20 protein-coding genes are annotated in these 23226 nt (G+C 44.0%); 13 read left to right on the top strand and 7 right to left on the bottom strand.

Features of this window, described 5'->3' with window-relative positions; translation table 11 throughout:
- Positions 1 to 118: 118 nt before the first annotated feature.
- Entirely contained in the window at positions 119 to 982 is an 864-nt protein-coding gene (locus tag ABXT42_RS08405; protein WP_443627706.1) for a tyrosine-type recombinase/integrase, read from the bottom strand.
- Between the two features lie 68 nt (positions 983 to 1050).
- Between ABXT42_RS08405 and ABXT42_RS08400 the strand changes: the two genes are divergently transcribed.
- Positions 1051 to 1296, top strand: coding sequence for a helix-turn-helix domain-containing protein (locus tag ABXT42_RS08400; RefSeq protein ID WP_443627705.1), 246 nt, complete (start codon positions 1051 to 1053; stop codon positions 1294 to 1296).
- Here the strand turns inward: ABXT42_RS08400 and ABXT42_RS08395 are convergent.
- Entirely contained in the window at positions 1280 to 2161 is an 882-nt protein-coding gene (locus tag ABXT42_RS08395; RefSeq protein ID WP_443627704.1) for a hypothetical protein, read from the bottom strand. The two genes, ABXT42_RS08400 and ABXT42_RS08395, sit on opposite strands and share 17 nt — an antisense overlap.
- A gap of 849 nt (positions 2162 to 3010) precedes the next feature.
- Here ABXT42_RS08395 and ABXT42_RS08390 point away from each other — a divergent pair.
- The 4 genes from ABXT42_RS08390 to ABXT42_RS08375 all read left to right on the top strand — a co-directional run bounded on the left by ABXT42_RS08390 (position 3011) and on the right by ABXT42_RS08375 (position 8669).
- Positions 3011 to 4507 carry a hypothetical protein gene (locus ABXT42_RS08390; protein ID WP_443627703.1) on the top strand — a complete coding sequence of 499 codons (1497 nt, stop codon included), beginning with the start codon at positions 3011 to 3013 and terminating at the stop codon, positions 4505 to 4507.
- Positions 4508 to 5089: 582 nt separating this feature from the next.
- Positions 5090 to 6208 (top strand): GDP-mannose 4,6-dehydratase, encoded by a 1119-nt coding sequence (gmd, locus tag ABXT42_RS08385; RefSeq protein WP_443627702.1) that lies wholly within the window; start codon positions 5090 to 5092, stop codon positions 6206 to 6208.
- A 5-nt stretch (positions 6209 to 6213) separates the two neighbouring features.
- A complete protein-coding gene (gene fcl, locus ABXT42_RS08380) occupies positions 6214 to 7188 on the top strand; it encodes a GDP-L-fucose synthase (RefSeq protein ID WP_443627701.1) in 975 nt (324 codons plus the stop codon).
- Positions 7189 to 7196: 8 nt separating this feature from the next.
- Complete coding sequence (locus tag ABXT42_RS08375; RefSeq protein ID WP_443627700.1) at positions 7197 to 8669, top strand: mannose-1-phosphate guanylyltransferase/mannose-6-phosphate isomerase; 1473 nt, start codon at positions 7197 to 7199, stop codon at positions 8667 to 8669.
- A 48-nt stretch (positions 8670 to 8717) separates the two neighbouring features.
- Here the strand turns inward: ABXT42_RS08375 and galE are convergent, their stop codons facing one another.
- The gene (gene galE / locus ABXT42_RS08370; RefSeq protein WP_443627699.1) at positions 8718 to 9809 is read right to left on the bottom strand and encodes a UDP-glucose 4-epimerase GalE; all 1092 of its coding nucleotides are present in this window, start codon (positions 9807 to 9809) and stop codon (positions 8718 to 8720) included.
- 88 nt (positions 9810 to 9897) lie between these two features.
- Between galE and ABXT42_RS08365 the strand changes: the two genes are divergently transcribed.
- Genes ABXT42_RS08365 through ABXT42_RS08345 form a run of 5 tightly spaced genes read left to right on the top strand, consistent with a single transcriptional unit; the run spans position 9898 to position 15651 of the window.
- Entirely contained in the window at positions 9898 to 10767 is an 870-nt protein-coding gene (locus tag ABXT42_RS08365; protein ID WP_443627698.1) for an alpha-1,2-fucosyltransferase, read from the top strand.
- Positions 10767 to 11552: a glycosyltransferase family 25 protein gene (locus tag ABXT42_RS08360; RefSeq protein WP_443627697.1), complete on the top strand. Its 786-nt coding sequence runs from the start codon at positions 10767 to 10769 to the stop codon at positions 11550 to 11552. The genes ABXT42_RS08365 and ABXT42_RS08360 overlap by 1 nt, the downstream gene beginning before the upstream one ends.
- Before the next feature lie 11 nt (positions 11553 to 11563).
- The gene (locus ABXT42_RS08355; protein ID WP_443627696.1) at positions 11564 to 12427 is read left to right on the top strand and encodes a glycosyltransferase family 10 domain-containing protein; all 864 of its coding nucleotides are present in this window, start codon (positions 11564 to 11566) and stop codon (positions 12425 to 12427) included.
- Between the two features lie 21 nt (positions 12428 to 12448).
- Positions 12449 to 13702, top strand: coding sequence for an O-antigen ligase family protein (locus ABXT42_RS08350; protein ID WP_443627695.1), 1254 nt, complete (start codon positions 12449 to 12451; stop codon positions 13700 to 13702).
- Between the two features lie 17 nt (positions 13703 to 13719).
- A complete protein-coding gene (locus tag ABXT42_RS08345) occupies positions 13720 to 15651 on the top strand; it encodes an acyltransferase family protein (protein WP_443627694.1) in 1932 nt (643 codons plus the stop codon).
- On the opposite strand, the gene ABXT42_RS08340 is transcribed toward ABXT42_RS08345, so the two are convergent.
- The 4 genes from ABXT42_RS08340 to ABXT42_RS08325 form a co-directional block, all read right to left on the bottom strand.
- Entirely contained in the window at positions 15599 to 16168 is a 570-nt protein-coding gene (locus ABXT42_RS08340) for an SGNH hydrolase domain-containing protein (protein ID WP_443627693.1), read from the bottom strand. The genes ABXT42_RS08345 and ABXT42_RS08340 overlap by 53 nt on opposite strands.
- Positions 16169 to 16337: 169 nt before the next feature.
- Positions 16338 to 17111, bottom strand: coding sequence for a 3'(2'),5'-bisphosphate nucleotidase CysQ (cysQ, locus tag ABXT42_RS08335; protein WP_443627692.1), 774 nt, complete (start codon positions 17109 to 17111; stop codon positions 16338 to 16340).
- 555 nt (positions 17112 to 17666) lie between these two features.
- Positions 17667 to 19046, bottom strand: a complete 1380-nt coding sequence (gene ahcY, locus ABXT42_RS08330) for an adenosylhomocysteinase (protein WP_443627690.1) — start codon at positions 19044 to 19046, stop codon at positions 17667 to 17669.
- 138 nt (positions 19047 to 19184) lie between these two features.
- Positions 19185 to 20399, bottom strand: a complete 1215-nt coding sequence (locus tag ABXT42_RS08325) for an NAD(P)/FAD-dependent oxidoreductase (protein ID WP_443627689.1) — start codon at positions 20397 to 20399, stop codon at positions 19185 to 19187.
- Positions 20400 to 20565: 166 nt separating this feature from the next.
- On the opposite strand from ABXT42_RS08325, the gene ABXT42_RS08320 reads away from it, so the two are divergent.
- Genes ABXT42_RS08320 through ABXT42_RS08310 form a run of 3 tightly spaced genes read left to right on the top strand, consistent with a single transcriptional unit; the run spans position 20566 to position 23211 of the window.
- Positions 20566 to 21309: a HisA/HisF-related TIM barrel protein gene (locus tag ABXT42_RS08320; protein WP_443627688.1), complete on the top strand. Its 744-nt coding sequence runs from the start codon at positions 20566 to 20568 to the stop codon at positions 21307 to 21309.
- 25 nt (positions 21310 to 21334) lie between these two features.
- Positions 21335 to 22300: a PfkB family carbohydrate kinase gene (locus tag ABXT42_RS08315; protein WP_443627687.1), complete on the top strand. Its 966-nt coding sequence runs from the start codon at positions 21335 to 21337 to the stop codon at positions 22298 to 22300.
- Complete coding sequence (locus ABXT42_RS08310) at positions 22276 to 23211, top strand: pseudouridine-5'-phosphate glycosidase (protein ID WP_443627686.1); 936 nt, start codon at positions 22276 to 22278, stop codon at positions 23209 to 23211. The genes ABXT42_RS08315 and ABXT42_RS08310 overlap by 25 nt, the downstream gene beginning before the upstream one ends.
- The last annotated feature ends 15 nt before the right edge of the window (positions 23212 to 23226 follow it).

Below are 23226 nucleotides of genomic sequence, written 5' to 3'. Positions count from 1 at the left end.
ACAGTGATATTGGGTTTGTTCTGGCCATAGGTCTTGAGGAGGGTTTGTCCCGAACACTTTGTTATGGACGTATGAAAAATAACTCGGATAATCGTATTTTTGAAACTGAGTCGCTGACTTAATAGATCCAGTTTCTAAGATATGACATGGCAGTCGAATCCGTCTGCCAACCCCCTCTGAGCATTATCCTTTCAAGGGGTTCTCCTTGCTCTAAAAGGTCAAGCGCTGCCCCCACTCTAAATGAATGACCGCTGAGCGGCTGTTCATCAGAGTTCAAATTCAAGTCTTTTTGCAGTGCTTTTAATAGGGTACTGATGCTTGCAGGGTTTAGATTCTTACCGATATACCCATGCCTACTAATTGATCTTAGAATATAGCTTTCATCGCTAACGATACACTTCCATTTTTCTAATAAGTCGAAGAGTTCTTGGCTGATGGGTAAAATTTTCCCAGCCCCGAATTGATCCGTTTTTGAGAACTTCAGCCTTATAGCAGGTTTACCGCTTGGGGCTTGGCAGATGTCCTCAAATTTAAAGGCACAAAGCTCCGACCGGCGTCGCATCGTTTCGTAGCCGAGTCTTAGAAGGGCTTCATTTCTTAAACCCCTGGCGCTGTTATCGCAGTTGTTAAGTAGTTGGTTGAGTAGTGGCTTGGTGAGGGGAGTAGCCTGTTGCTGAGCTCGCCCAATTTTTCTATGCATGCGTTTGATGGCCAATATAACCTCTGGCTGGTTGGTGGGGTCATAGTGTTTAGAAAGTTTTAGTATTGTGCCCAAGCTATTTATTCTTCGGCGGATGGTTGCGCTTTTTTTTATGGTGGCAAGGTAGTCAACATACTGCGCCATGGCATCGGCAGTTGCCGGTATTGAATCTATATTATTGTGTCCGCACCAGGTCTGGTATTGAATAAAGTCCGACCGATAGGCTCTTATGGTATTTTTGGCAAAGGCACCATCAAACTTGGCTAAGATGTCGTCGATCATGTTAGACTCACATTTTGGGCTATAAAGCCCGCAAATTGGTATTATTAATACCATAATAGGGTTTATTAATGCTTTCGTCAAGTCAAATAAAGGCTGCGCGTGCTCTTTTAGGTTGGAGTGGTACTGATCTCGCTGATAAAAGCGGTGTAGGGATAACAACTCTCCGTCGTTATGAATTACAGGAGGGTATTCCTTCTGCAAACACGAGCGTGCTAATGTTAATTAAGCGGGCTCTGGAAGATGCTGGTATTCAATTTACTGGTGATCCTCTAGTTAACCCAGGTGTGGTGCTTCACCTTAGCCCTTCGGCATAAGCGCTTCTCGTCGTCTGCGGTCTTCTATCACCACGCGTAGTTCCCCCAGAGCTTTTGAAAATTGCCGGTCTATAGTGGTCATGTAGCGGGTTATTTTATCTATGTTGGTGGATCGTGAAATGCTCACTTGTTCGGCCAGCTTAAATAGCTTTTCTGCTTTGGGGTGCAGGTCTATCGAGATGAACTGCTTTAGTGCCTCCTCCCTGAGCTTGTTTAAGAAATCACTATGGGACAGCTTTTTATCAATGGAACTGCTCTGATATAAATCTTGTGATTCAAGGGTTCGATTGCACTGCCTGATGAAGGCACTAACAAGGCTGTCTAACTCGTACCGACCGTCCAGTAGTTCAGCTTTGCTGCATCTATGCTTGAAGGTAAGTTGGTCAAAAAGGACGAACAGCATCGGATACTCTTCTAAATCGTCTGGGATGGTGGTATGTTCGCCGCGCTCCAAAAGGCGAAACGATTCCTGGCTTAATCGTTGAATAAGTATGGAATTTTCTTCTATATGTTCATCGTTATGGAATTCGCCTCTAAACCTGGCTGTGGCGTAATGCTCTGCTTGTTCCTGGGTAAGATTCAATGCGGTGCGCAATGATAATTCCTCGACTTCGGTTAGGCTGGCTACCTCGATCTCATTGCTCTCTTCCCTGATTGCACGCTGCCAGCGGACATACTGGACGGCCACTCGCTCGATTAGTATGCGCTCTGTGATGGTCTGTGGAGCGTATTCGCTGGTGAGTTCGTCATACATCTGTTGGTAGATTTTTTGGTCTGTTGACGAGGTGATGCTTTGGCTGGTTAGCCCGTGGGTGAGGGCGTTCTTAGGGGTGTTGCTTTTGGAGACAGTGGGCTTCTTGGGCATGGGGCTATTGATCCAATCAGTCTGTGTGTGCATACAGTATAACATGCCACTTTCTGCGACCAGGCAATATTTTGGAGCTTAGAAACTATTTGCCATTAGATGGTGCAATCCTTTCCGTGATTGATATCATTAATATTATTAATACGTAATTTATCAAATAATAACCGTTTTTGCGAAATGAAATCTATAAATTATTGGTTTTAAGCCTGATTTAAAGGTGCGATAAATGCTGTTATCGTACTTCTAGAAATGTTGCGTATTTACACAATCACTCGCCGAAGCCATTGAAAAATTAGCCTTATAGCCAACACGCCTTCAAGTAATGCATCACCAGCCATTCCTTGAAGGCGTGTTGGCTATAAGGCTAATTTCCCATTTTTAACATCAGTCAAAAATAGGAACAATTCTGAATTTTCGACTAAAAACCAAAATAGTGTATTCTTAAGTGCATCTATGTTCGATTTACGATTATAATTATTGATAATTTTGGTGTAACAGTTAGAGATGGACGAGAAATGCTTAACACCCCACTGGACGAGCTTGCTCACACAGTGGGCCTTAATCGGCTACCACCTCAATGAGATTGAGTAAGAATCTAGTAAGGGGACACGTGATAAACTATGTCCAAACACACGACAGGCATCAAGAGTGTATTGTCTTGGCAAGAACGCTCACTTTGTTCTACCCCAGTCTTCTTTACTGGAACAGAGCCTCTTTATTCTTGACTCTTTATATATTTCAAGTGCTGATCATTGCCATTATTTTTCATAATGCTGAGTTGTCTTTGATTGGATATGCCCTATTTAGTATTGTAATTAACTCACTGAATTCAGTGATCCGGAGATGTAAATGAATAAGGAAGCACTTAATCCAGTTGAGCAGAATTTTGACGATGAAATTGACTTAAAAGACATCTTCATCCCCTTGTGGAAGGCGAAATATCGTATTTTGTTATTTGGTCTAATTTGTTTATCTCTGACTCTAGTCTATTCACTGGGTGGGTTTATCGTAGACAAAAGCAACTATGCGAGCATTCAAGTTCATTTTAACTTTCAAGGCGTTGAAAACGGGGTTTTCCCAAACGGTGAAAAATTCTCACCACAGGAACTAATCTCAGGGTCAGTCCTGTCTGAAGCCTATAGAAATATGGATAGCCCAAGTTTTAGTTATTCTGACCTAGTGAGGGCGATCAATGTGACGCCTACGTTCAATGGTGCTGGCGAACTAGAGTCTGTAGTGACTGGGTTGTTGTCAAAAGAAAAAGGATTAACCAATCAAGAATATAGTGATGCGGTTTCTGAGTACACAAACGAAATTATTGCCCAATCTAAAAAGAATGTGATCCTAACCATAGACCTGAATTTGTTTGACAGGAACCTTAAGAAATCAAGTGATCTGTTGCACAGTATTCCAAAAATATGGGCAACGCATGCCATTGAAGATCGTGGTGTTTTGAGCATGTTTGCTCCTACAATAAGCACGCTGGATACCCATATAAACTCTGATGAATTACTCATTCAAGTCAATGTATTAAGTGACACTTACAGTCTATTATCTAAAAGTGTTACTGGGTTATCGGGCTCGCTAGATAACCAATCCATTACAGACCCAGAGTCGGGCATGACAGTTGCAGATTTGCGTTATAAGTTAGATTTGGAAAATACATATAGGATTTCAATACTTAAAGAACTGGTCGTTAAGAACGGCGTAGGTGTTAAAAATGAATCTTGGTATAAAGGATTTAGAGAGGCTCGCTTAGGTAAGTTAGAGCGTGAACGATCTAGTCTTGAGCGAATGGTTGATGTGTATGAGCAGGCGTTGATTGAATTTAATCAGCAACCGTACAGCCCTTCTGAGGGCGCTAAATCACAAGGGGGAAGCAGGTCTGGAACGACTGTATATTCTCCTCAGTATGGTGAGGACGTCATCAATCGACTAATGGAATTAGGCTCTAAAATGTCTGATCCAGAATATAGAAAAAGCCTGCTACAAGAAAAAATAGACCTTTCAACCAAACTTCAAGTGGTCATTACCGAAATCAACTTCTATGATTTTAAGAAGCCTACCGGCGATGAAGTAAGCATATCTGTTGAGGAGATTTCTAATTTAATTAATCAATCATTTGCAGAACTTGAAGAAATACATTCGGCCTTGCTCGGTATTATCCAAGTGTCAAATTTAAGTAGCCTGGACGACAGGGGCGAGTTGTTTGATCTAGTTGGGAGTGTTCAGGAAAAGGTGTCTAGTAACTTATCCCAAAGGGTGATGCTAAAGGCAGTTTTAGCATTTATCTTAGGGTGTATTCTTGGCATGGTTGTGGTGTTTGGTAGACGAGTTCTGCGTTAGAACTCAACACTCAATCTGTAACGCAGGCATCCCTGAGAGCATTTAAATGGCTGCCAGGCGACCTCTAAAGTGCACAGCATCGATTTAGCCAACAAAAAGGCACATCAAATATGCCTTTTTGTTTTCTCATATTCGCCTTTTTTACAGATTGATCACCACCTGGCCTGTTTTAGCAATATGCCCACCCACTGCCCAGCTCTGTTCGAACTGCCAATTTTTACTTAAACTGAGATTTCATCAGGGACCGAACGCCCGGTAAGGATAAGTTGGTAATTCCTTCGTTTAGTGTACGAGAAAATCCTACTTAAAACTGATCTTAATTTACGGGGGGATTACAGTAGCACGTGTTCAGCCGATAGCTGCGACTGTTTTAACACATGATAACTAACCTTATCGTTTGTTGGTAAGACGGTCACCGACCGGTTATCCCGAGCGAACACAAGGTGGGTGGCTTTCAGATCAAATATATGGCGCGATTTCGGGAGACCCTTCTTCAGGATATATCTGCTTAGGACAGAACTGGGCAGGGTCGATCAAAATCAATTATAATCTATGTCTAACCGCTTTCAATTACGGATTGACATGAAAACTGCCCTTATTACCGGTGTTACAGGCCAAGATGGCTCCTATTTAGCTGAATTTCTTTTAGAAAAGGGCTATGAAGTTCACGGTATCAAACGCCGCTCCTCCTCTTTCAATACCGAGCGTATTGACCATATCTACGAAGATCCTTTGGTGCATGACAATCGATTCCATCTGCATTATGGCGACTTGTCTGATTCATCAAACCTTACTCGCATTATCAAAGAAGTACAGCCAGATGAAATCTATAACTTAGCTGCGCAGTCTCATGTGGCGGTGTCTTTTGAAGCGCCAGAGTACACTGCAGATGTGGATGGCCTGGGTACGCTGCGTATTCTTGAAGCCGTGCGTTTTTTGGGTTTAGAAAAGAAAACGCGTTTCTATCAAGCGTCTACTTCTGAATTGTTTGGTTTAGTACAAGAAACTCCTCAGCGGGAAACAACGCCTTTTTATCCTCGTTCTCCTTATGCTGTGGCGAAAATGTATGCTTATTGGATAACGGTTAACTACCGTGAGTCTTATGGGATGTATGCGTGTAATGGTATTTTGTTTAACCATGAATCCATGCGCCGTGGTGAAACCTTTGTAACTCGCAAGATCACCCGTGGTTTAGCCAATATTGCTTTGGGTATGGACCCTTGTTTGCATTTGGGCAATATGGATGCCTTGCGCGATTGGGGCCACGCCAAAGATTATGTGCGTATGCAATGGATGATGTTGCAGCAAGAACAAGCCGATGATTTTGTAATCGCCACTGGCAAACAAATTTCTGTGCGTGAATTTGTACGCATGTCTGCCCAAGAGTTAGGTATTGAACTTGCCTTTAGTGGAAAAGGTATTGATGAAGTGGCTACTGTAGCGTCTATTACAGGCGATAATGCACCGGCTTTGGCCGTGGGAGATGTTATTGTGCGGGTGAACCCTCGTTACTTTAGGCCTGCGGAGGTTGAAACCTTACTGGGTGATCCGTCTAAGGCTAAAGATCTGTTGGGCTGGGTGCCAGAGATTACTGTGGAAGAAATGTGTGCCGAGATGGTGGCTCACGATTTAGACCAAGCTAAACAAAAGGCGTTGCTTAAAGAGCATGGGTTTAAAGTGCCTGTGGCACGAGAGAACTAAAAATAATGACTTTAGCTAAGAAAAAAGTTTTTGTAGCCGGTCATAATGGCATGGTGGGTTCTGCCATTGTTCGTAAGCTTAATTTAGATACCAGTATTGAATTGGTTCTGGCTTCTCGTAGTGAGCTGGATCTGTTGGATGCATCTGCTGTAGCGCGATTCTTTGATGCACAGCAACCAGACCAAGTGTATTTGGCCGCAGCACGGGTAGGTGGCATTCATGCGAACAATACTTATCCTGCGGAATTTATAAGTCAAAACTTGCAGATTCAAAACAACATTATTCAAGCCGCCCATAATAGCGGCGTCCAAAAATTGTTGTTTTTGGGTAGTTCCTGCATTTATCCTAAACTTGCAGTGCAACCTATTGTAGAAGAGGCATTGCTTACAGGGCAGTTAGAACCCACTAACGAACCGTATGCGATTGCTAAAATCGCCGGCATCAAACTATGTGAATCGTTTAACCGCCAATATGGACGAGATTACCGCAGCGTAATGCCTACTAATCTGTATGGCGAAAACGATAACTTCCATCCTCAAAATTCCCATGTTATTCCAGCCATGATGCGGCGTTTTCATGAAGCGGTGCAGCAAGATGTTAAGGAAGTAGTGGTGTGGGGCAGTGGTAAACCTATGCGTGAGTTTTTGCATGTGGATGATATGGCTGCGGCCTGTGTACATGTTATGGGTTTGCCTAGGAATGAGTTTTTAGCAGTGGTGCCAGACCCTATGTGTTCTCATATTAATGTGGGTACGGGTAAAGACGTCACCATTGCTCAGTTAGCTGGGCTTATGGCTAAAACCGTGGGTTTTGAAGGTGACTTGGTGTTTGACTCCAGTAAACCAGATGGCACCATGCGTAAGGTAATGGATGTTGGGCGCTTGAAGCGTTTGGGTTGGGCGTATGATGTTGGGCTTGAACACGGATTGGCGTTGACTTATGCATGGTTCTTAGCACATTTGGATGAGCTTCGGGGATGAAAATAGATATGATAATTAACCCTGTAGTTATGGCGGGTGGTGTGGGTAGCCGGTTATGGCCTTTGTCTCGCGCGGCTTTTCCTAAGCAGTATCAGGTATTGGTAGAGAATGAAGGTTCGCTGACTATGTTGCAGCAGACCTTTGCTCGGTTGGGTGGCCTTTCTTTGGGTACTAGCCAGTTGATTTGTAATCAAGAACAGCGTTTCTTGGCGGCAGAGCAGGTTAGACGGGTGGGGGAAGAGGTTCCGGCGTGCGCCGGAATGACAGCGGCGGGGCTGGATATTGTACTGGAACCCATGGGGCGCAACACGGCACCAGCGGTAATTATTGCGGCTTTACGGCTGCAGCAACAAGGTGTGGACCACCCCATGTTGGTATTGTCTGCAGACCATGCCATTGCAGACGAAGCAGGTTTTAGGGCAGCCATTGTTAAAGCCAGTGCTTTAGCCAATGAAGGTTATGTGGTTACTTTGGGTATACAGCCTAACTTTGCCTGCACCGGTTATGGCTATATTGAGTGTGGTGAGGCTGTTGGTGGTTATGGTGATGATAGCGCTGCTGAACAGGGTTTAATGGTTAATGACTTTGTAGAAAAGCCAGATGAAGCCACCGCAACCGCTTATTTAGCATCGAATAATTACCTGTGGAATAGCGGCATGTTTATGATGCGGCCTAGTGTGGTTATTGAAGAAGCACAGGCTTATTGCTCTGCGTTATTAGCCCAATGCCGTGCAACCGTGGCTAGTGCCACGTTAGATTTAGATTTTGTACGTCTTCCTGAAGCCCAGTTTGCACAATGTGATAACATCTCCATAGATTATGCCATTATGGAACACACGCAAAAAGCGGTGGTAGTACCGGTGAATTGTGGTTGGAGTGATGTAGGCGATTTAAATGCGCTGTATGAAACCAATGCAAGGGATGAACAGGGTAATGTATGCCAAGGTGATACCTTGGTTAACCAAAGCCGTAACTGTTTTGTGAAATCTACCAGCCGTTTGATAGCGTTACAAGGCGTTGAAGGGATGGCCATTGTCGAGACCAAAGACGCGGTGTTGGTTGCACCCCTTGCCCAAGCCCAAGACATTAAGCAACTAGTCACGCAGCTTAAACTCCAAGGCCGCGATGAGCTAGTTCACCAGCGTGAGGTCTATCGCCCATGGGGCAGTTACGACAGTGTAGACTCTGGGCCTAACTATCAGGTTAAACGCATTACAGTAAACCCTGGGGCACGCTTAAGCGTGCAAAAACACAAGTACCGTGCAGAGCACTGGGTAGTGGTAGAGGGTGTGGCCAAGGTGCATGTGGATGGTGTAGACCATGTGTTGCAAGCCAACGATTCTGTATATATTCCTAAGGGCGTGGTACATTGCTTAGCTAATGAAACCAAGCTGCCGCTGCATTTGGTTGAAGTGCAATCGGGCAGCTATTTAGGCGAAGATGACATAGAGCGTTTGGATGATGTCTATGGACGTTGTTAAGGGGTGGGTTGCCGCGGGCCTGCGGCCCTCGCAATGATGAGATGGCGGTTAGCTGTAGCCGTTAGGGTTGTTAGATTGCCAGCGCCATGAGTCGCTTACCATGTTATTTAAGGTGTATGCTGCTACCCAGTTAAGCTCAGCTTTGGCTTTGTTTGCGTCGGCCCAAAAGGCGGCTAAATCTCCATTCCTTCTTGGCTTAATCTGGTAAGGTATGTTTTTGCCACTTGCTTGTTCAAACGCTCTGATTACTTCTAGTACCGAATAACCTTGGCCGGTGCCAAGGTTCCAAATATGTTCTCCTTGCCCTTTTTCTCCTTTTTTCTTCTCACTAGGCTGCTGAATATGGTTCAGCGCCTTCAAATGGCCTTTGGCTAAATCTACCACGTGAATATAGTCGCGTATGCCCGTGCCGTCTGGTGTTGGGTAGTCTCCTCCAAAAACTGATAACTCTTTTCTTTTGCCTATGGCCACTTGGCTAATGTAGGGCAGTAAGTTATTCGGTATGCCTTTTGGGTCTTCTCCTATTAATCCACTTTTGTGCGCCCCTATGGGGTTAAAATAGCGTAGCTGGGCTACACGCCATTGTGGGTCTGCGGTGCACTGGTCTGCCAACATCTTTTCTACCATGGCCTTAGAAGTACCGTAAGGGTTGGAGGTGTTTCCCATGGGCATAGCCTCATTATAAGGAACTGGTGCATCTTCACCATATACGGTGGCAGAAGAGCTGAAGACTATGGTTTTAACGTTAGCCTTATTCATGGCTTGGCATAAACACAAGGTACCATAGACGTTGTTATTGTAATACTCTAAGGGTTTGCTAACACTTTCGCCTACTGCTTTTAAGCCAGCAAAATGAATAACGCTGGTGATGGGGTGGGTGATGAAAATCTGCTTTAGCAGGGCTTCATCACGAATGTCACCTTCAATAAAGGTGAGGGAATCATCGTTAGCTAGCGTGTTACCCTCTGCATGGGTCTGATCCTTGATTTGAACTATGGCTTTGATACGTTCAATCACTTTTGCTGAGCTGTTGCATAGATTGTCTAGAATGACCACCTTATGGTCGGCTTGTAACAATTCCACAACGGTGTGTGAACCAATATATCCACAACCGCCGGTAACTAAAATGGTTTGGGTCATGTTAAAATCCGTTTTTATGGTGGCGTGTTTTTAAATTATACACGTTTATGTCTGTTGGGTTGGGAAGTAGTTTGGTAAGGATGGTGGTTTGAAGAATATATATGTACGCCTGATGGGTGGCTTGGGTAATCAACTGTTTCAGTATGCCGCGGCACGCTCATTAGCCGATAAATTGGGTGTTGAGCTAGTGCTAGACGGCCGTTATGTGGTGCGTAAAGGGCATCACACGGGTTTGGCTATTGATTGCTTTAACATTCGAGCACGACATATTAGCCCTAAAGAAATTCGCTCTTTTAGTGAGGTGAAAATACGTTTGGCCCGCTGGTTAAAGCGCCTAATAAGGCCTGTGAACACTGTGTTTTGGGAAACCAGCCTGGCCTTTGACAGTACGATGCGCTCGCAAGGGGCAGGCACTATGTTAGTTGGCTTTTGGCAGTCCCAACGCTATATCAGTTCAAACATGGAAATACGCAAAGACTTACAGTTGTGTGCGCCCCTAGGTGTTGGCGCGGCCACTGTTGCTGCTCAAATTGCACTGCAAACCAGTGTGGCTTTGCATGTGCGGCGTGGTGATTACTTAAAAGATGAAAAAACCATGGCGCGCTATGGCCTTTGTTCTTCAGGCTACTATAACAAGGCATTAGATTACGTTATTGAGCAGGTTGGCGATGTTAAATTATTTGTGTTTTCTGACGATCCTGAATGGGTAAAAAAACACCTTAATGTACCTAATGATGCTTGTTTCGTATCCGCACCTAGCATTAACGCAGAAGAGGATTTAGTGCTTATTAGCTTGTGTGATCACCAAATTATTGCCAACAGTACTTTTAGTTGGTGGGGTGCGTGGCTTAACCTAAACCATGCTAAAATTGTGGTTGCACCACAACCTTGGTTTGATGATACTTCCATACAAGCACAAGACCTTATTCCAGACGAATGGCACCAAATAAATAAATAATGAACAACCAAAATTTACAGCAAAAATTTGAGCTCTATGTCATTAATTTAGATCGTTCTTTGGAACGGTGGCAAAGGATTAAACCTCACTTAGAAAACATGGATTTGGCTCCAGTGCGTATTTCTGCCGTGGATGCCGTTAATAGCTCAGCAGATGTGTTGTCTGCGCATTATAGTTTAGCAGTGAACCAACAAACTTTTTTTATGCCGTTAAAACCAGCAGAAATAGGTTGTTTTTTATCTCACAGGAAAGCACTCGAAACTTTTTTGACTGCTAGTGATAAACCATACGCCATCATATTGGAAGATGATGTGGAGTTTGTGCACAACATTTCTCAATATATACAACAATGGGAAGATGCTCTGGCGGGTGACACACCAGTAATGCTTAAATTATTTAAACGCAGACCGATTAGCGGCGTGTGTGTGACTAAAAATGAGCGGACGCAACTAATAAAACCCAAGTTAGTACCCTTGGGTACCCAATCTCAAGTGGTCAACCGTAGTGCGGCTAAGGCCCTGCTAGTGGCATTTTCTCAGTTTGGTATGCCAGTGGATGTGGCATACCAGCACTTTTGGCAGCATGGTGTTGATGTGTTAATTGCAGTGCCTAACCAAGTCAATGAAATCAGCCAAATTGTGGGTGGCACCAATATTGGTGGTAGTAAAGGGCTGTCGTTCAGTTATAAGGCCAAACGGGAAATTAAGCGTTCGTGGTTTAGGCTTAAACTAAAGCTTAAGTCTGGTTATCACTTTGCCAAAACCAAACCCACGGCACAAAAATAGCAGGCAGGTTGATGAAGATTGGCATATTACCCTATGAACTGCGCCACGAAAAGAATTTGGCGGCAATCCCGTTACGTAGCCTTACATGGCCCTCGCAGGATGCAGATACCGGAGAACCCGTAGGGTGTATTGGTGACCTTAATACTCACGACCATGTGGTTGTTTATCCATCTTCTACACGGCTGCTACGTGGTTTTGGTGGAGTGAGTTGCAAAGTTGATTTGTTAATGGCTGAACCATTAGCCATTCAAAAGCGTTATTACCAAAGCATTTGGTTGCTGCGGCACAAGTTTAATGCAATTTTTTGTAGGTATGGAAAATACGCACGGCGGTATACCAATGTACATCAGCTAGCAGTTGTTGAATCCTGGGTTGATGGGCGGGAAATAGATATCCCTTCAGTTAAGCCTGAACTCTGTTCAATTATAGCCTCTGAAAAGAAAGACTTACTCGGGCATCAGATGCGCCATGGGGTAGTCACTTGGGCAAAGCAACAAGGCATAGCAATTACGGTGTTGGGGCGGGGATATGCGCCATTCGAGCTTAAACAAGATGGGCTTCTTAATTACCGTTTTTCCGTGATTATTGAAAATGTGCAGGAGCAGGATTACTTCACAGAAAAGCTATTGGATTGCTTACTCTGTGGTACTATGCCCATCTACTGGGGAGCACCCAATATAGGGGACTATTTTGAAACTTCTGGAATTTTTATTTGCCATGATTTAGAGCAAATACAGCAAACCATTGCTATGCTTCCTAGCAGTCTATCCAGCAAACAAACTGCTGCTCTAGCAAATAATCGGGCGCAAGTACTTTTGTATGGCGATTTAAACGGTCGCATTTCATCGCTTATATTTAACAAGGAACGGCCGTAGGCCAATAGTTAGGGTTATATTTTGTCTAAATTTTTATCTGTATCGATAATGCTTGTACTTTCTGCATGTGCCTTCATAGTACCTGCTGCAAGTGTTAACTACCCTTCGGCCCTTTATTACAGTGCTATATTCTTAGTTTTTTCTGGCTTGTTGTTTTTACTAAATAACTCTCCGCAACAGCCCCTGTCAAAACTTGAGAAATTTATGCTAGGTTCTTGGCTGTTTTACCCAGCGATAACGGCCTTAGATTTGTGGTTTAGAGTGGGTTGGATATGGACGGAGTTTCAAGAACCAAGCCGTTTTATACTAGTTCTTCCTATTTATTTTATGGTAAGGCGTGTCGGCTTCTCTCAGAATGCTCTTAAATGGGGTGTTTGGTTTGGCGCGGTAGCGGCAGGGGTATGGGCCTTTTATCAAAAACAGTACTTGGGCTTTCACAGGGTTAGTGGTGGCACATCCGGTCTTATAGCGGCGTTTGGAGACATTAGTTTACTGCTAGGTGTGATGTCGGTTGCAATGTTTCAGCCCAATTGGAAGATGAACCCCCTTTTTGGCCCATTGGCAGCAGTAGCTTTATTGCTTGGCGTCTATGCATCCTTAGCGTCAGGTACCAAGGGAGGTTGGATATCTATGCCTTTATTGTGCTGGGTCATGGTGGATTTATTAGATAAACCAACCTATAAAAAACGTTTCTTAGTGCTCTTCACCTTTGCTTTTTTGGCACTGTTAGTTTGGTATTTTGTGCCTTTCGTACAGCAGCGCTTGAGTATGATTGTGCCAGCGATCACAGAGTATTTTGTTCATGGAAAAGTTGCTGATGGCTCGGCGGGTATAAGGCTTGCTTTGTGGCACTCTGCGTTGCTCATTTTTATCGATAACCCCTTATTTGGTACTGGCCCTGGAAGTTATTATATTGAAAAAATTCCTCTGGTCGAGGCCGGGTTAATACCGACCGAGGCTGGTCCTCACCTAGGGCCTCATAATCAGCTATTTAACAGTTTGTTTGAAACTGGAATAATTGGCGCTATCATGGTGTACTCAATATACTTCAGTTTTTTGTTATTATGCCGACAGCATTTACAACAAAATAAAGCATTAGCAATTACTGGTATATTGATGGTTGTTGGTTATATGGATTTCGGTATAGCTGAGGTGATATGGGACATTAACAATGCAGGGGTGTTTTTTGCTGTGATGATCGCAATGATTGCAGGTAAGCTTTCTCATGACAAAAATGCCGCTAATACAGCCATTGGCGTTAATGCCAGTGTGTAACGGTTAATCGAACCCCAATGCAATATCGTCCCGAAATAGATGGTTTACGCTCACTAGCAATTGTCCCTGTGATTTTGTTTCATTCTGGCGTGGCACTTTTTTCGGGTGGGTTTATTGGGGTTGATGTATTTTTTGTAATATCGGGATACCTGATTACCAGTATCATTGCTCAGGAGCTTGAGCAAGGCCGATTTTCTTACTCCAACTTCTATTATCGTCGAGCTAAACGCATACTGCCAGCTTTGTTTGTGGTCATGTTCATTACCTTACCCTTCGCTTTTTATTGGATGCTACCGGACGAGTACGCTAGTTATGCGAAAAGTCTGGTTTATGTGAGCCTTTTTGTTTCAAATTTTTTATTTTGGAAACAAAGTGGTTACTTTGAGGCAGCGGCAGAAGAAAAGCCTCTATTGCATACTTGGAGTTTATCTGTAGAAGAGCAATATTATGGATTGTTTCCTTTGTTGCTTGTGGCCTTGTGGCGTTTTGGCCGAAACCCAGTAATGGGCGTTATCCTGGTGCTTGGGTGTTTGAGTTTGTGGTTAAGCCATTGGGGCGCAGCAAACAAGCCTGAAGCTAATTTTTATCTACTGGTATCAAGGGCATGGGAATTGTTTGCAGGGGCATTGACAGCCTTACTATTGTTGAAAAAACAGCCCGAAGGTAATGGCGTTTATGCTTCAGTGGGGCTTGTTAGTATATTGGTAGCTATCTTTTTATATGACCGATCTACTCCTATTCCTTCCTTGTATGCTTTGCTTCCGGTTTTTGGCACTGTGTTGGTTTTGGTATTTGCGCGGCCAAATACCTGGGTTTACAATATTCTCTCCCAGCGAGTATTTACTTACATTGGTTTGATTAGCTATAGCTTGTACCTATGGCATCAACCCATTTTAGCTTTTGCTAGGCTCCAAAATTATAACCTTGAAAGTCACCTAGTTCTGTTCGTTGCTTTTGCTTTGACTACATTATTGGCAATGGCTACTTATCATTACGTTGAGAAGCCTATTAAGACGGCACATTTGTTTTCGTCTAAAGCTCGACTTTTTTCTTTATTTGGAATGATTTTAATGGGGTTTGTTGGCTACGGAACCCTCCTAAGCAACACTTCATACTTTGCTGAAAAATATCCAAATGCTACAGACATACTAGAGGAAATGAAGTGGCCTGCAGGGCTTAGTTATAACCGCAATTGTAGGGAGAAATTCGGTGCAGACCAATACTGCTTAATAGGTAAAATTGATGCGCCTATAACAGCTGCCCTTATTGGCGATTCCCATGCTAATCATTTTTATTGGGGTCTAAACGACTCAATACATGCTAATGGCGGAAATTTGTTGCTTGTGGGAGCCGGAGCTTGCCCTCCGTTTTTTGGAGCAAACCGTGGATTCCATCCAGAACATGGTCATTTGCGCTGTCATGCCCGAACTAAAAATTTGTATGATTTTGTAACAGGCAACCCTAACATAAAACAAGTATTTATTGCTTTTAGGGGTGAAGAGTATTTGCGTGAAGACATAGGATTATTTGATACAGAGGGTGAGGTAGTTGGTAAAAATAACGGCTTTATAGCAACTAGCCTATTGGTCCGAACTATTGAGCGGCTGCAGAAGGCAGATAAACAAGTCATATTAATCGAAGACTTGCCAGATTTGTCCGTGTCGTTAAAAGATTGTATAAAAGCAGAGTTTGTTTTGTTTTTGGATAATGGCTGTTTAAAGGAAAAACCTTTGCCAATGCGAGTAGGTTATAGATCGTTAATCAATGCGGCCAGGAAAATTGATGGTGTTAGAGTATTTCCCACATCCTTACTAAGCCAGAATGAGTTTCCTTATGGCGAACGCGGATTGATGTATAGGGATTCTACCCATCTCTCTTATAAGGGATCAATGTTTTTCAGCCCCCATTTCCAAGCTTTTCTTGCTGGTGATAAAGGATGGCAGCTCTGACTAGAGAGACGATTTTTTGAGCGCCGGTATGACTTAAGTGGTTTGTGTCTACAAAATACAAATTGGGTAGGCTTGCTGAATGGCACGAAACCCCATCGGAGCAAAATATTTTGGCTGGTGACACGAGGTAAAAATTTGGATGTGAATTTGACCTAATATTGGTTAGATTTTTTGTGTGGTCGTCATACACTGATTTAGGATACTGGAACGCTTCGTTGGAAAGCTTTCCACGCTTGGCCAATTGAATATACCTGCCTGGAATATCCCAACCAGCCACTGGAATTTGATCTACAAATATCACGCCTATACCGTTGTTCAACAACGTATCGATGTACTTTATATAACCGGATATTACTGCTTCGTCTCGGGCTTTAGACTTCCTGTGATTGTTCTTATCTGTATCAAAATAATAGTTTTTTGCTGAGGTGATAGCAACGATTGACTTGGTAGCATATGCTTGTAAATTAAGCTTTATCTTCGCCCATAGTATTCCATAATAATAGATGGCAAGTTTCAAAAAACTCACTAGAACCTATGACCGGTGCATATTCTTTACTATCTGCAATCAAAAAGGCTATAGCTATGGTGTTGCAAATGTTAGTGATTCTTTATCCAGAGGCTTTTAATAACCTGCGTGCTCATTTTCCCCGCAGGTAAAAATGGAAGTGTTGAGCTAACGGGTAATTCTAACTACTGGCCACAAAGTGTGGGTTTAAGATATCTGTTTTTCCATATTTCATCGGGCTGCCATCCACTTGGGTCACCTTGCCACCAGCACCTTCTAACACCGCTTGTGCGGCAGCGGTGTCCCATTCACAAGTAGGTGCAAGGCGCGGGTATATATCTGCCTCACCCTCTGCGATGCGTAACAGTTTCAATGAGCTGCCCGCTTGCACTAGGGTGGTCTCACCTAAGCTTGCGATAAAGTTGCGGGTGGCTTCATTGAGGTGGCTCTTACTGGCAACCACACGCATAGGCACGTGGCATGTTTGGGTATGCAGCTGCTCTAAGGTGTGGTCTCGCAAGCGCCAAGCGCCCAGGTGTTTGCCACCCCAGTAGAGCGTTTGATCAATGGGAGTAGACACCAAACCAAAGCTTGGGATGTTATTTTCAATGAGGGCTAAGTTAACAGTAAATTGGCCGTTGCGATTAATAAACTCTTTAGTGCCATCTAAAGGATCAATGAGCCAGTAGCAGTTGTGCTTTTGTGGCACCGCTTGAGACGCTGGGTCTTCTTCGGAGACGATGGCAATGTTGGGAGTCAGCTTTGCTAATCCGTCTATTAATAGATAATGTGCATCAAGGTCTGCCTTGGTAACGGGCGAATCATCTTTTTTGGTCTCTATGCCAAAGTCGTCCGTATGGTAGACCTGCATGATGGCTTCACCGGCTTGGTGAACTAATAGCTGTAAAGCGTTAAGCAGGGCAGTGTTGGCTAAAATAGCTTTGGCTTGTTGCATTCTTTGCTCCGGTTACCGGTTATATGTCCAGCTGTGACAACAGCTGATCGGTGAGTTCTTTGGGAGTGGTTTTGGCAGTGCTCAAGATGAATTCTGGATTATCAGGCACTTCATAGGGCTATTGATACCATCAAATTTAAGTTTTAGCATGAATTATTTCATAATGATAAGCAAAATTGTCATTTGCAGACATTTTAGAGAAGGAGTGCTCGATCTTGATGGCTAGGTTTAACTAGTGAGAGTGTCTAATTAGCTATGCATTTGTATAAGCGGCGGGGCATCCTAGCCCCGCACTTTTAAACCAACATCCATGTTGATAGCACTGCAAATATAGATCATCCTGATCTGTACTTTTAGCTTCCCTATATCTCAAGTTTAGCTTGCTGCAGTGATTGGCTCACTGGGAGTGAATCCTAGTAAGTTATTTAAAGTGTAGTTTGATTTTTCGAGTTTGCAAAAAAATAATGCAATTGATTGCTTTGCTGCACGTGCAATCACAAGGAAGGCGATATGAGGTGGTAAGAGAAACGAGGCGGCATGGCCGCCTCGAGCCGTTTAGTACTTGTAGCTTTCTGACTTAAACGGGCCATCAAATGGCACGTTGATGTAGTTTGCTTGAGTGGTTGTTAGCTTAGTTAATACTCCACCAAAACCTGCCACCATGTCTGCTGCCACTTCTTCGTCTAGTTTTTTAGGTAAGATTTTTAGCCATAGGTTGGCTTTTTTATCCGCTTCACTTAGATCTGCAAACTTAGCTTCCCAAAGGTGCATTTGCGCTAGCACTTGGTTGGCGAAAGAGCCATCCATAATACGTGACGGGTGGCCTGTTGCGTTACCCAGATTTACTAAGCGGCCTTCAGACAATAGCAGCACAAAGTCACTTTTGTTCTGGTCTGCAGCGCGATATACCTTGTGTACCTGAGGCTTCACTTCTTCAAACTTCCAGTTCGCACGCATAAACGCGGTGTCGATCTCGTTATCAAAATGACCGATGTTACATACCACAGCACCATTTTTGATGGTCTTTAGCATGTTCTCGTCACACACGTTGGTGTTGCCGGTGGTAGTCACGATGATGTCTGTGGTGCTCATCAGTAGAGTATTGATGCAGCTGATGTCGCCTGTGTTCACACCGTCTATAAAAGGTGACACTACTTCAAAACCGTCCATGCAGGCCTGCATCGCACAAATAGGGTCTATTTCAGTGATCTTAACGATCATGCCTTCTTGGCGAAGAGAAGCTGCAGAGCCTTTGCCTACGTCACCGTAACCAATCACTAGGGCTTTTTTACCTGCTAATAAGTGGTCTGTAGCGCGTTTGATGGCATCGTTTAAAGAATGACGACAGCCGTATTTGTTATCATTTTTAGATTTAGTCACGGCGTCATTGACGTTAATGGCAGGTACTTTTAAAGTGCCAGCTTGTAACATTTCTTCTAAGCGGTGAACGCCAGTGGTGGTTTCTTCCGAAATGCCGTGGCAGTTGGCCAATATTTCTGGAAACTGCTCATGCAACATAGTAGTTAGATCGCCGCCATCGTCTAGGATCATATTAGCGCCCCAGTCTTTGCCATTTTGCACGATAGTTTGTTCGATACACCACTGGGCTTCTTCTTCAGTTTCGCCTTTCCAAGCAAATACAGGAATGCCTGCAGCGGCAATTGCAGCAGCAGCGTGGTCTTGAGTAGAAAAAATGTTGCAAGAGGACCAACGTACTTGCGCACCTAAATCAACCAAGGTTTCAATCAACACCGCGGTTTGAATAGTCATGTGAATACAGCCCATTACCTTAGCATTGGCTAAGGGCTTTTGTGCGGCGTATTTAGTGCGCAGCGCCATAAGGGCCGGCATTTCAGTTTCGGCAATGTCGATTTCCATGCGGCCAAATGCGGCTAAAGAGATATCGGCAACTTTATAGTCGGTGAAGTCGGTCATTGGTAACACTTCCATAGTTTAAAAATCAGCAGGTATTATACGCTAGTAAACTCCGTCTGCCGACTGTGGGCCAGGTTATTTTTGTATATGCACTTTATCTTTACTAATACTTACTCGTTACTTATGTGGCGTGGTCGATTAACTTTTAGTGATGTTTTGCGAGACGATGTAAGCACCTGTCCATGCGTTTTGAAAATTAAATCCGCCAGTGATGGCATCAATATCTAGCACTTCTCCTGCAAAATAAAGCCCAGGCACACGTTTGCTTTCAAAAGTTTTAAAATTGATTTCGTTAAGAGCTATGCCGCCTGCAGTCACAAACTCCTCTTTAAAAGTGCTTTTTCCTTGCACATGAAACACCGCTTGGGTTAATTCGCGCACTAATGCCTCTATTTGTACTTTATTCACATCAGCCCAGCGGCCCTCTTCTTTAATATTAGCCGCCAAAACAAGCTTCTGCCACAATCGTTTGGGAAGGTTAAACTGGGTAGATTTAAACACTGCCTTTTTTGCTAACACTAGCTTTGAGTGCTTTAGTGCCTCTAAACAGTCCTCAAAAGACTCACGAATAAAGTTAACTTCTATTTGAAATTGATAATCTCGCTTAGCTATTTCCAGTGCGGCAAAGGCTGACAACTTTAAAATAGCAGGCGCACTCATGCCCCAGTGGGTGATTAGTAGAGGGCCTTCACTGTATAGGTTTGCGCCCAGTATTTTAACGTCTACGTGTTCTGCCACCACCCCTGGAATGTCTTTTATGCGTGCGTCATTTATTTTGAAGGTAAAAAGAGAAGGCACAGCTTTAGCTACCGTATGGCCTAAGCCCTCCAATAGGTCCCATATTTTGGCATTGCTGCCAGTAGCGACCACCACTTTTTTGGCACAAAAATGGCCTTGTGAAGTGTCAAGATGGAACTGGTTGTCTTTGTTTTTTAGGGTTTTTAGTGCATGACTGTAGAGTATATCCACGTTGTATTTTTCAGCTTCACTTAAAAAGCAATCAATGATGGTTTGTGACGAGTTTGATGCGGGGAAAATACGCCCATCCTCTTCTATGTTTAGCGCCACACCACGTTCTTCAAACCAGGCCATGGTATCGCCGGTCATAAACTGGTGAAATGGGCCTAGTAGTTCTCGCTCACCACGGGGGTAGTTTTGTACCAATTCACTAGGTATAAACTCAGCGTGTGTCACATTACATCGCCCCCCGCCAGACACCTTTACTTTAGCCAAGCCTGTTTTTCCACGCTCTAAAATAGCGACTTTAAGGTGAGGTGCTTGTTTGGCTATATTGATGGCAGCAAAAAAGCCTGATGCCCCTCCTCCTACAACGATAATGTCTTTTTCAATCATTTTTAAAATCACATTGGTGTTAATGCGCAGTAACGCTTAGTGGGCATTATAGCAGCCTTGCCCACGCCAAACTTCACTCTTAGTTGGATATTTTACCGCGTAGGGGTATGCTAGAGGAGACTAAAAATAAAAATAAAAAGAAGTATCAATAAAGAGGAATTCGAAGATGGTTATTTACCCAGACATAGAAATCCAAAATGGCCGTTGTGTTAATTTACGCCGTGGCCACATGCAAGACCCCATCGTTTATGACATATCGCCTTTAGAGGTGGCACGGCAACACGTATCAAACGGCGCGCAAGTGTTGCACCTAGTAGATCTAGATAATGTCATGCGCGGTGGCCACGATAATCACCAAGCTGTGATAGAAATTATTCAAGCAGTCAATGTGCCGGTGCAAGTGGGTGGCGGCATTCGCACTTTAGAAGGTGCTCGTTTTTGGTTTGAACACGGCGCCTCTAGGGTGGTTATTGGCACTGCAGCTATCGAAGATAGGCATTTTTTACAGGAGTTATGTACCCAATACCCAGGCCAAGTGGTGGTGTCCATTGATGCGCGTCAAAATAAAGTAATGTGTCATGGCTGGACGCAAGAAACCATTTATACCCCTTTAGAAGTAGCAAAAGACCTACAAGAGCATGGTGTGGCTGCGATTATTTACACTGACATCGACCTTGATGATGATCATCCAGAAGCGACATTTTCCATCACTACTCAAATGGTAGACGAGTTACATATCCCTGTCATTTCCAGCGGTGCTGTGAAAACCTTAGATGATATTTCCACTTTGCGGATGTTGCCTAACATCGCAGGTGTGATTGTGGGTCGTGCACTGATGAATGGAGCGGTGTCACTTAAAGAGGCTTTAGCCGTATGCCAGCAACCAGATAGCCATGCGGAATTTTTATAAAACCTTATATGAAACCTGATTTTACATGAAACCTTTCAGTGTAGTGGTGGGTGGTGCCAACATGGACCTTTTGGGCTTAGCGCAAGAGGCTCTTAAACCGCATACATCCAACCCTGGCAAAGTGTCATCTAGCCCAGGGGGCGTGGGCAGAAATATTGCAGAAAATCTAGCGCGTCTGGGCCAAACTTGTATGTTGATGGCACCTATAGGCAACGATACAAACGGGGCTTTTCTCAAACACCATTGCCAGCAGCTAGGTATTCAAACCCAATGTATGGTGGTGTTAGAAGGCGAATCTACTTCAACTTATTTATCCATTGTAAGTGATACTGGTGAAATGCAAATTGCGATCGCTGATATGGCCTTAATTAATCAATTTGGTTCAGCCCAGCTACAGGCTTTTTTACCGCAATTAAAAGGGGCGTCTATAGTGGTGCTAGATGCTAATTTGTCTCCAGATTGTTTGGCATTCTTAGTTAACAGCCTCCCTGATCAGCTATTTTTTGTAGACACTGTGTCTGTATACAAAGCCACACGAGTCGTGCCCTTTTTGTCACGTATCCACAGTATTAAGCCCAATTTATTAGAAGCTCAAGCTATGGCGGGCACAGACTTTGGGCCACACCCCTCCAACGCACAGGTAATGCAGCTAGCCACATGGTTTATGGAGCAGGGTGTGAAACATTTGTATTTAAGCCTAGGTGCTAAAGGCCTACTTTTTTGTGATGTAAATCAGTGCTTTATAATGACCCCTAGTGTGACTGTAAACACTAGCGATATAGTCAATAGCAACGGCGCAGGAGATGCTATGATGGCCGCTATCGTCAATGCTTGGATGCAAGGTAATGACTCCCATGAGCGTGCCCGTGCCGCTTTAGCTTGTGCTCATGTTGCCATGGCTAGCGAAGCTACTATTAACCCTCATCTAACACCTCAACTATTACTTCAAGCCTTAAAGGAAAACCCGTGCAGCATAACGCCATTAATTTAACTGATTACCTTGATATACATCCTCGCATCCAGCACGCATTGGCTCACAACAAGCCTGTAGTAGCCCTTGAGTCCACTATCATCTCACATGGTATGCCATACCCACAGAATGTAGAAACAGCCTTGTTAGTTGAACAGGCGGTAAAAGACAATGGCGCCGAGCCTGCCACTATTGCCATTATTAATGGTCGCTTAACCGTGGGTCTAGACCAAGAGCAAATTACTCACCTAGGAAAACGTGGCTTTGAGGTGATTAAAACTAGCCGCCGAGACATGCCTTTTATTGTGGCACAACAGCAAGATGGGGCCACAACGGTAGCCTCTACCATGATTATAGCGGCCATGGCTGGCATTAAAGTGTTTGCTACCGGTGGTATAGGAGGCGTTCATCGAAATGCAGAAACCACCATGGATATTTCTGCAGACTTACAAGAGTTAGCCAACACTTGTGTAGCTGTGGTGTGTGCAGGGGTTAAATCTATTTTGGATATTGGGCTTACGCTTGAGTATTTAGAAACCCACGGCGTGCCTGTAATAGGCTACAAAACTAAAGTGATGCCCGCATTTTACACCCAAACAAGTGACTTTGAGGTGGATTACTTATTAGAATCCAAAGCCAGCATAGCCAAGGTATTGTCTGCCAAGTGGGGTATGGGCCTAGCAGGGGGAGTGGTTGTGGCTAACCCTATTCCACAAGCCTATGCCATGGACCCCGATGCCATAGAGAAGGTGATTAGTGAAGCTATCATCCAAATGCAACACCAAGGTATTTATGGCAAACAAAGCACGCCGTTTTTATTATCTAAAATAGCCCAGGTAACCCAAGGTGAGAGTTTGGCAGCTAATATTCAGCTGGTATTAAACAATGCCCGCCTTGGGGCGGGTATTGCTGTTGAGTTGGCTAAGCTCTAGTGCATTAGCTGGCCT

Source organism: Candidatus Njordibacter sp. Uisw_002 (assembly GCF_047730155.1).
GTDB lineage: Bacteria > Pseudomonadota > Gammaproteobacteria > Pseudomonadales > Balneatricaceae > Njordibacter.
Note: the sequence above shows the minus strand (reverse complement) of the source record. Positions and strands in the feature narration are given on the sequence as shown.

Coding starts and splice junctions, on each gene's coding strand:
- ABXT42_RS08405 (WP_443627706.1), bottom strand. CDS start 982: ATGATCGACGACATCTTAGCCAAGTTTGATGGTGCCTTTGCCAAAAAT.
- ABXT42_RS08400 (WP_443627705.1), top strand. CDS start 1,051: ATGCTTTCGTCAAGTCAAATAAAGGCTGCGCGTGCTCTTTTAGGTTGG.
- ABXT42_RS08395 (WP_443627704.1), bottom strand. CDS start 2,161: ATGCCCAAGAAGCCCACTGTCTCCAAAAGCAACACCCCTAAGAACGCC.
- ABXT42_RS08390 (WP_443627703.1), top strand. CDS start 3,011: ATGAATAAGGAAGCACTTAATCCAGTTGAGCAGAATTTTGACGATGAA.
- gmd (WP_443627702.1), top strand. CDS start 5,090: ATGAAAACTGCCCTTATTACCGGTGTTACAGGCCAAGATGGCTCCTAT.
- fcl (WP_443627701.1), top strand. CDS start 6,214: ATGACTTTAGCTAAGAAAAAAGTTTTTGTAGCCGGTCATAATGGCATG.
- ABXT42_RS08375 (WP_443627700.1), top strand. CDS start 7,197: ATGATAATTAACCCTGTAGTTATGGCGGGTGGTGTGGGTAGCCGGTTA.
- galE (WP_443627699.1), bottom strand. CDS start 9,809: ATGACCCAAACCATTTTAGTTACCGGCGGTTGTGGATATATTGGTTCA.
- ABXT42_RS08360 (WP_443627697.1), top strand. CDS start 10,767: ATGAACAACCAAAATTTACAGCAAAAATTTGAGCTCTATGTCATTAAT.
- ABXT42_RS08355 (WP_443627696.1), top strand. CDS start 11,564: ATGAAGATTGGCATATTACCCTATGAACTGCGCCACGAAAAGAATTTG.
- ABXT42_RS08345 (WP_443627694.1), top strand. CDS start 13,720: ATGCAATATCGTCCCGAAATAGATGGTTTACGCTCACTAGCAATTGTC.
- cysQ (WP_443627692.1), bottom strand. CDS start 17,111: ATGCAACAAGCCAAAGCTATTTTAGCCAACACTGCCCTGCTTAACGCT.
- ahcY (WP_443627690.1), bottom strand. CDS start 19,046: ATGACCGACTTCACCGACTATAAAGTTGCCGATATCTCTTTAGCCGCA.
- ABXT42_RS08325 (WP_443627689.1), bottom strand. CDS start 20,399: ATGATTGAAAAAGACATTATCGTTGTAGGAGGAGGGGCATCAGGCTTT.
- ABXT42_RS08320 (WP_443627688.1), top strand. CDS start 20,566: ATGGTTATTTACCCAGACATAGAAATCCAAAATGGCCGTTGTGTTAAT.
- ABXT42_RS08315 (WP_443627687.1), top strand. CDS start 21,335: ATGAAACCTTTCAGTGTAGTGGTGGGTGGTGCCAACATGGACCTTTTG.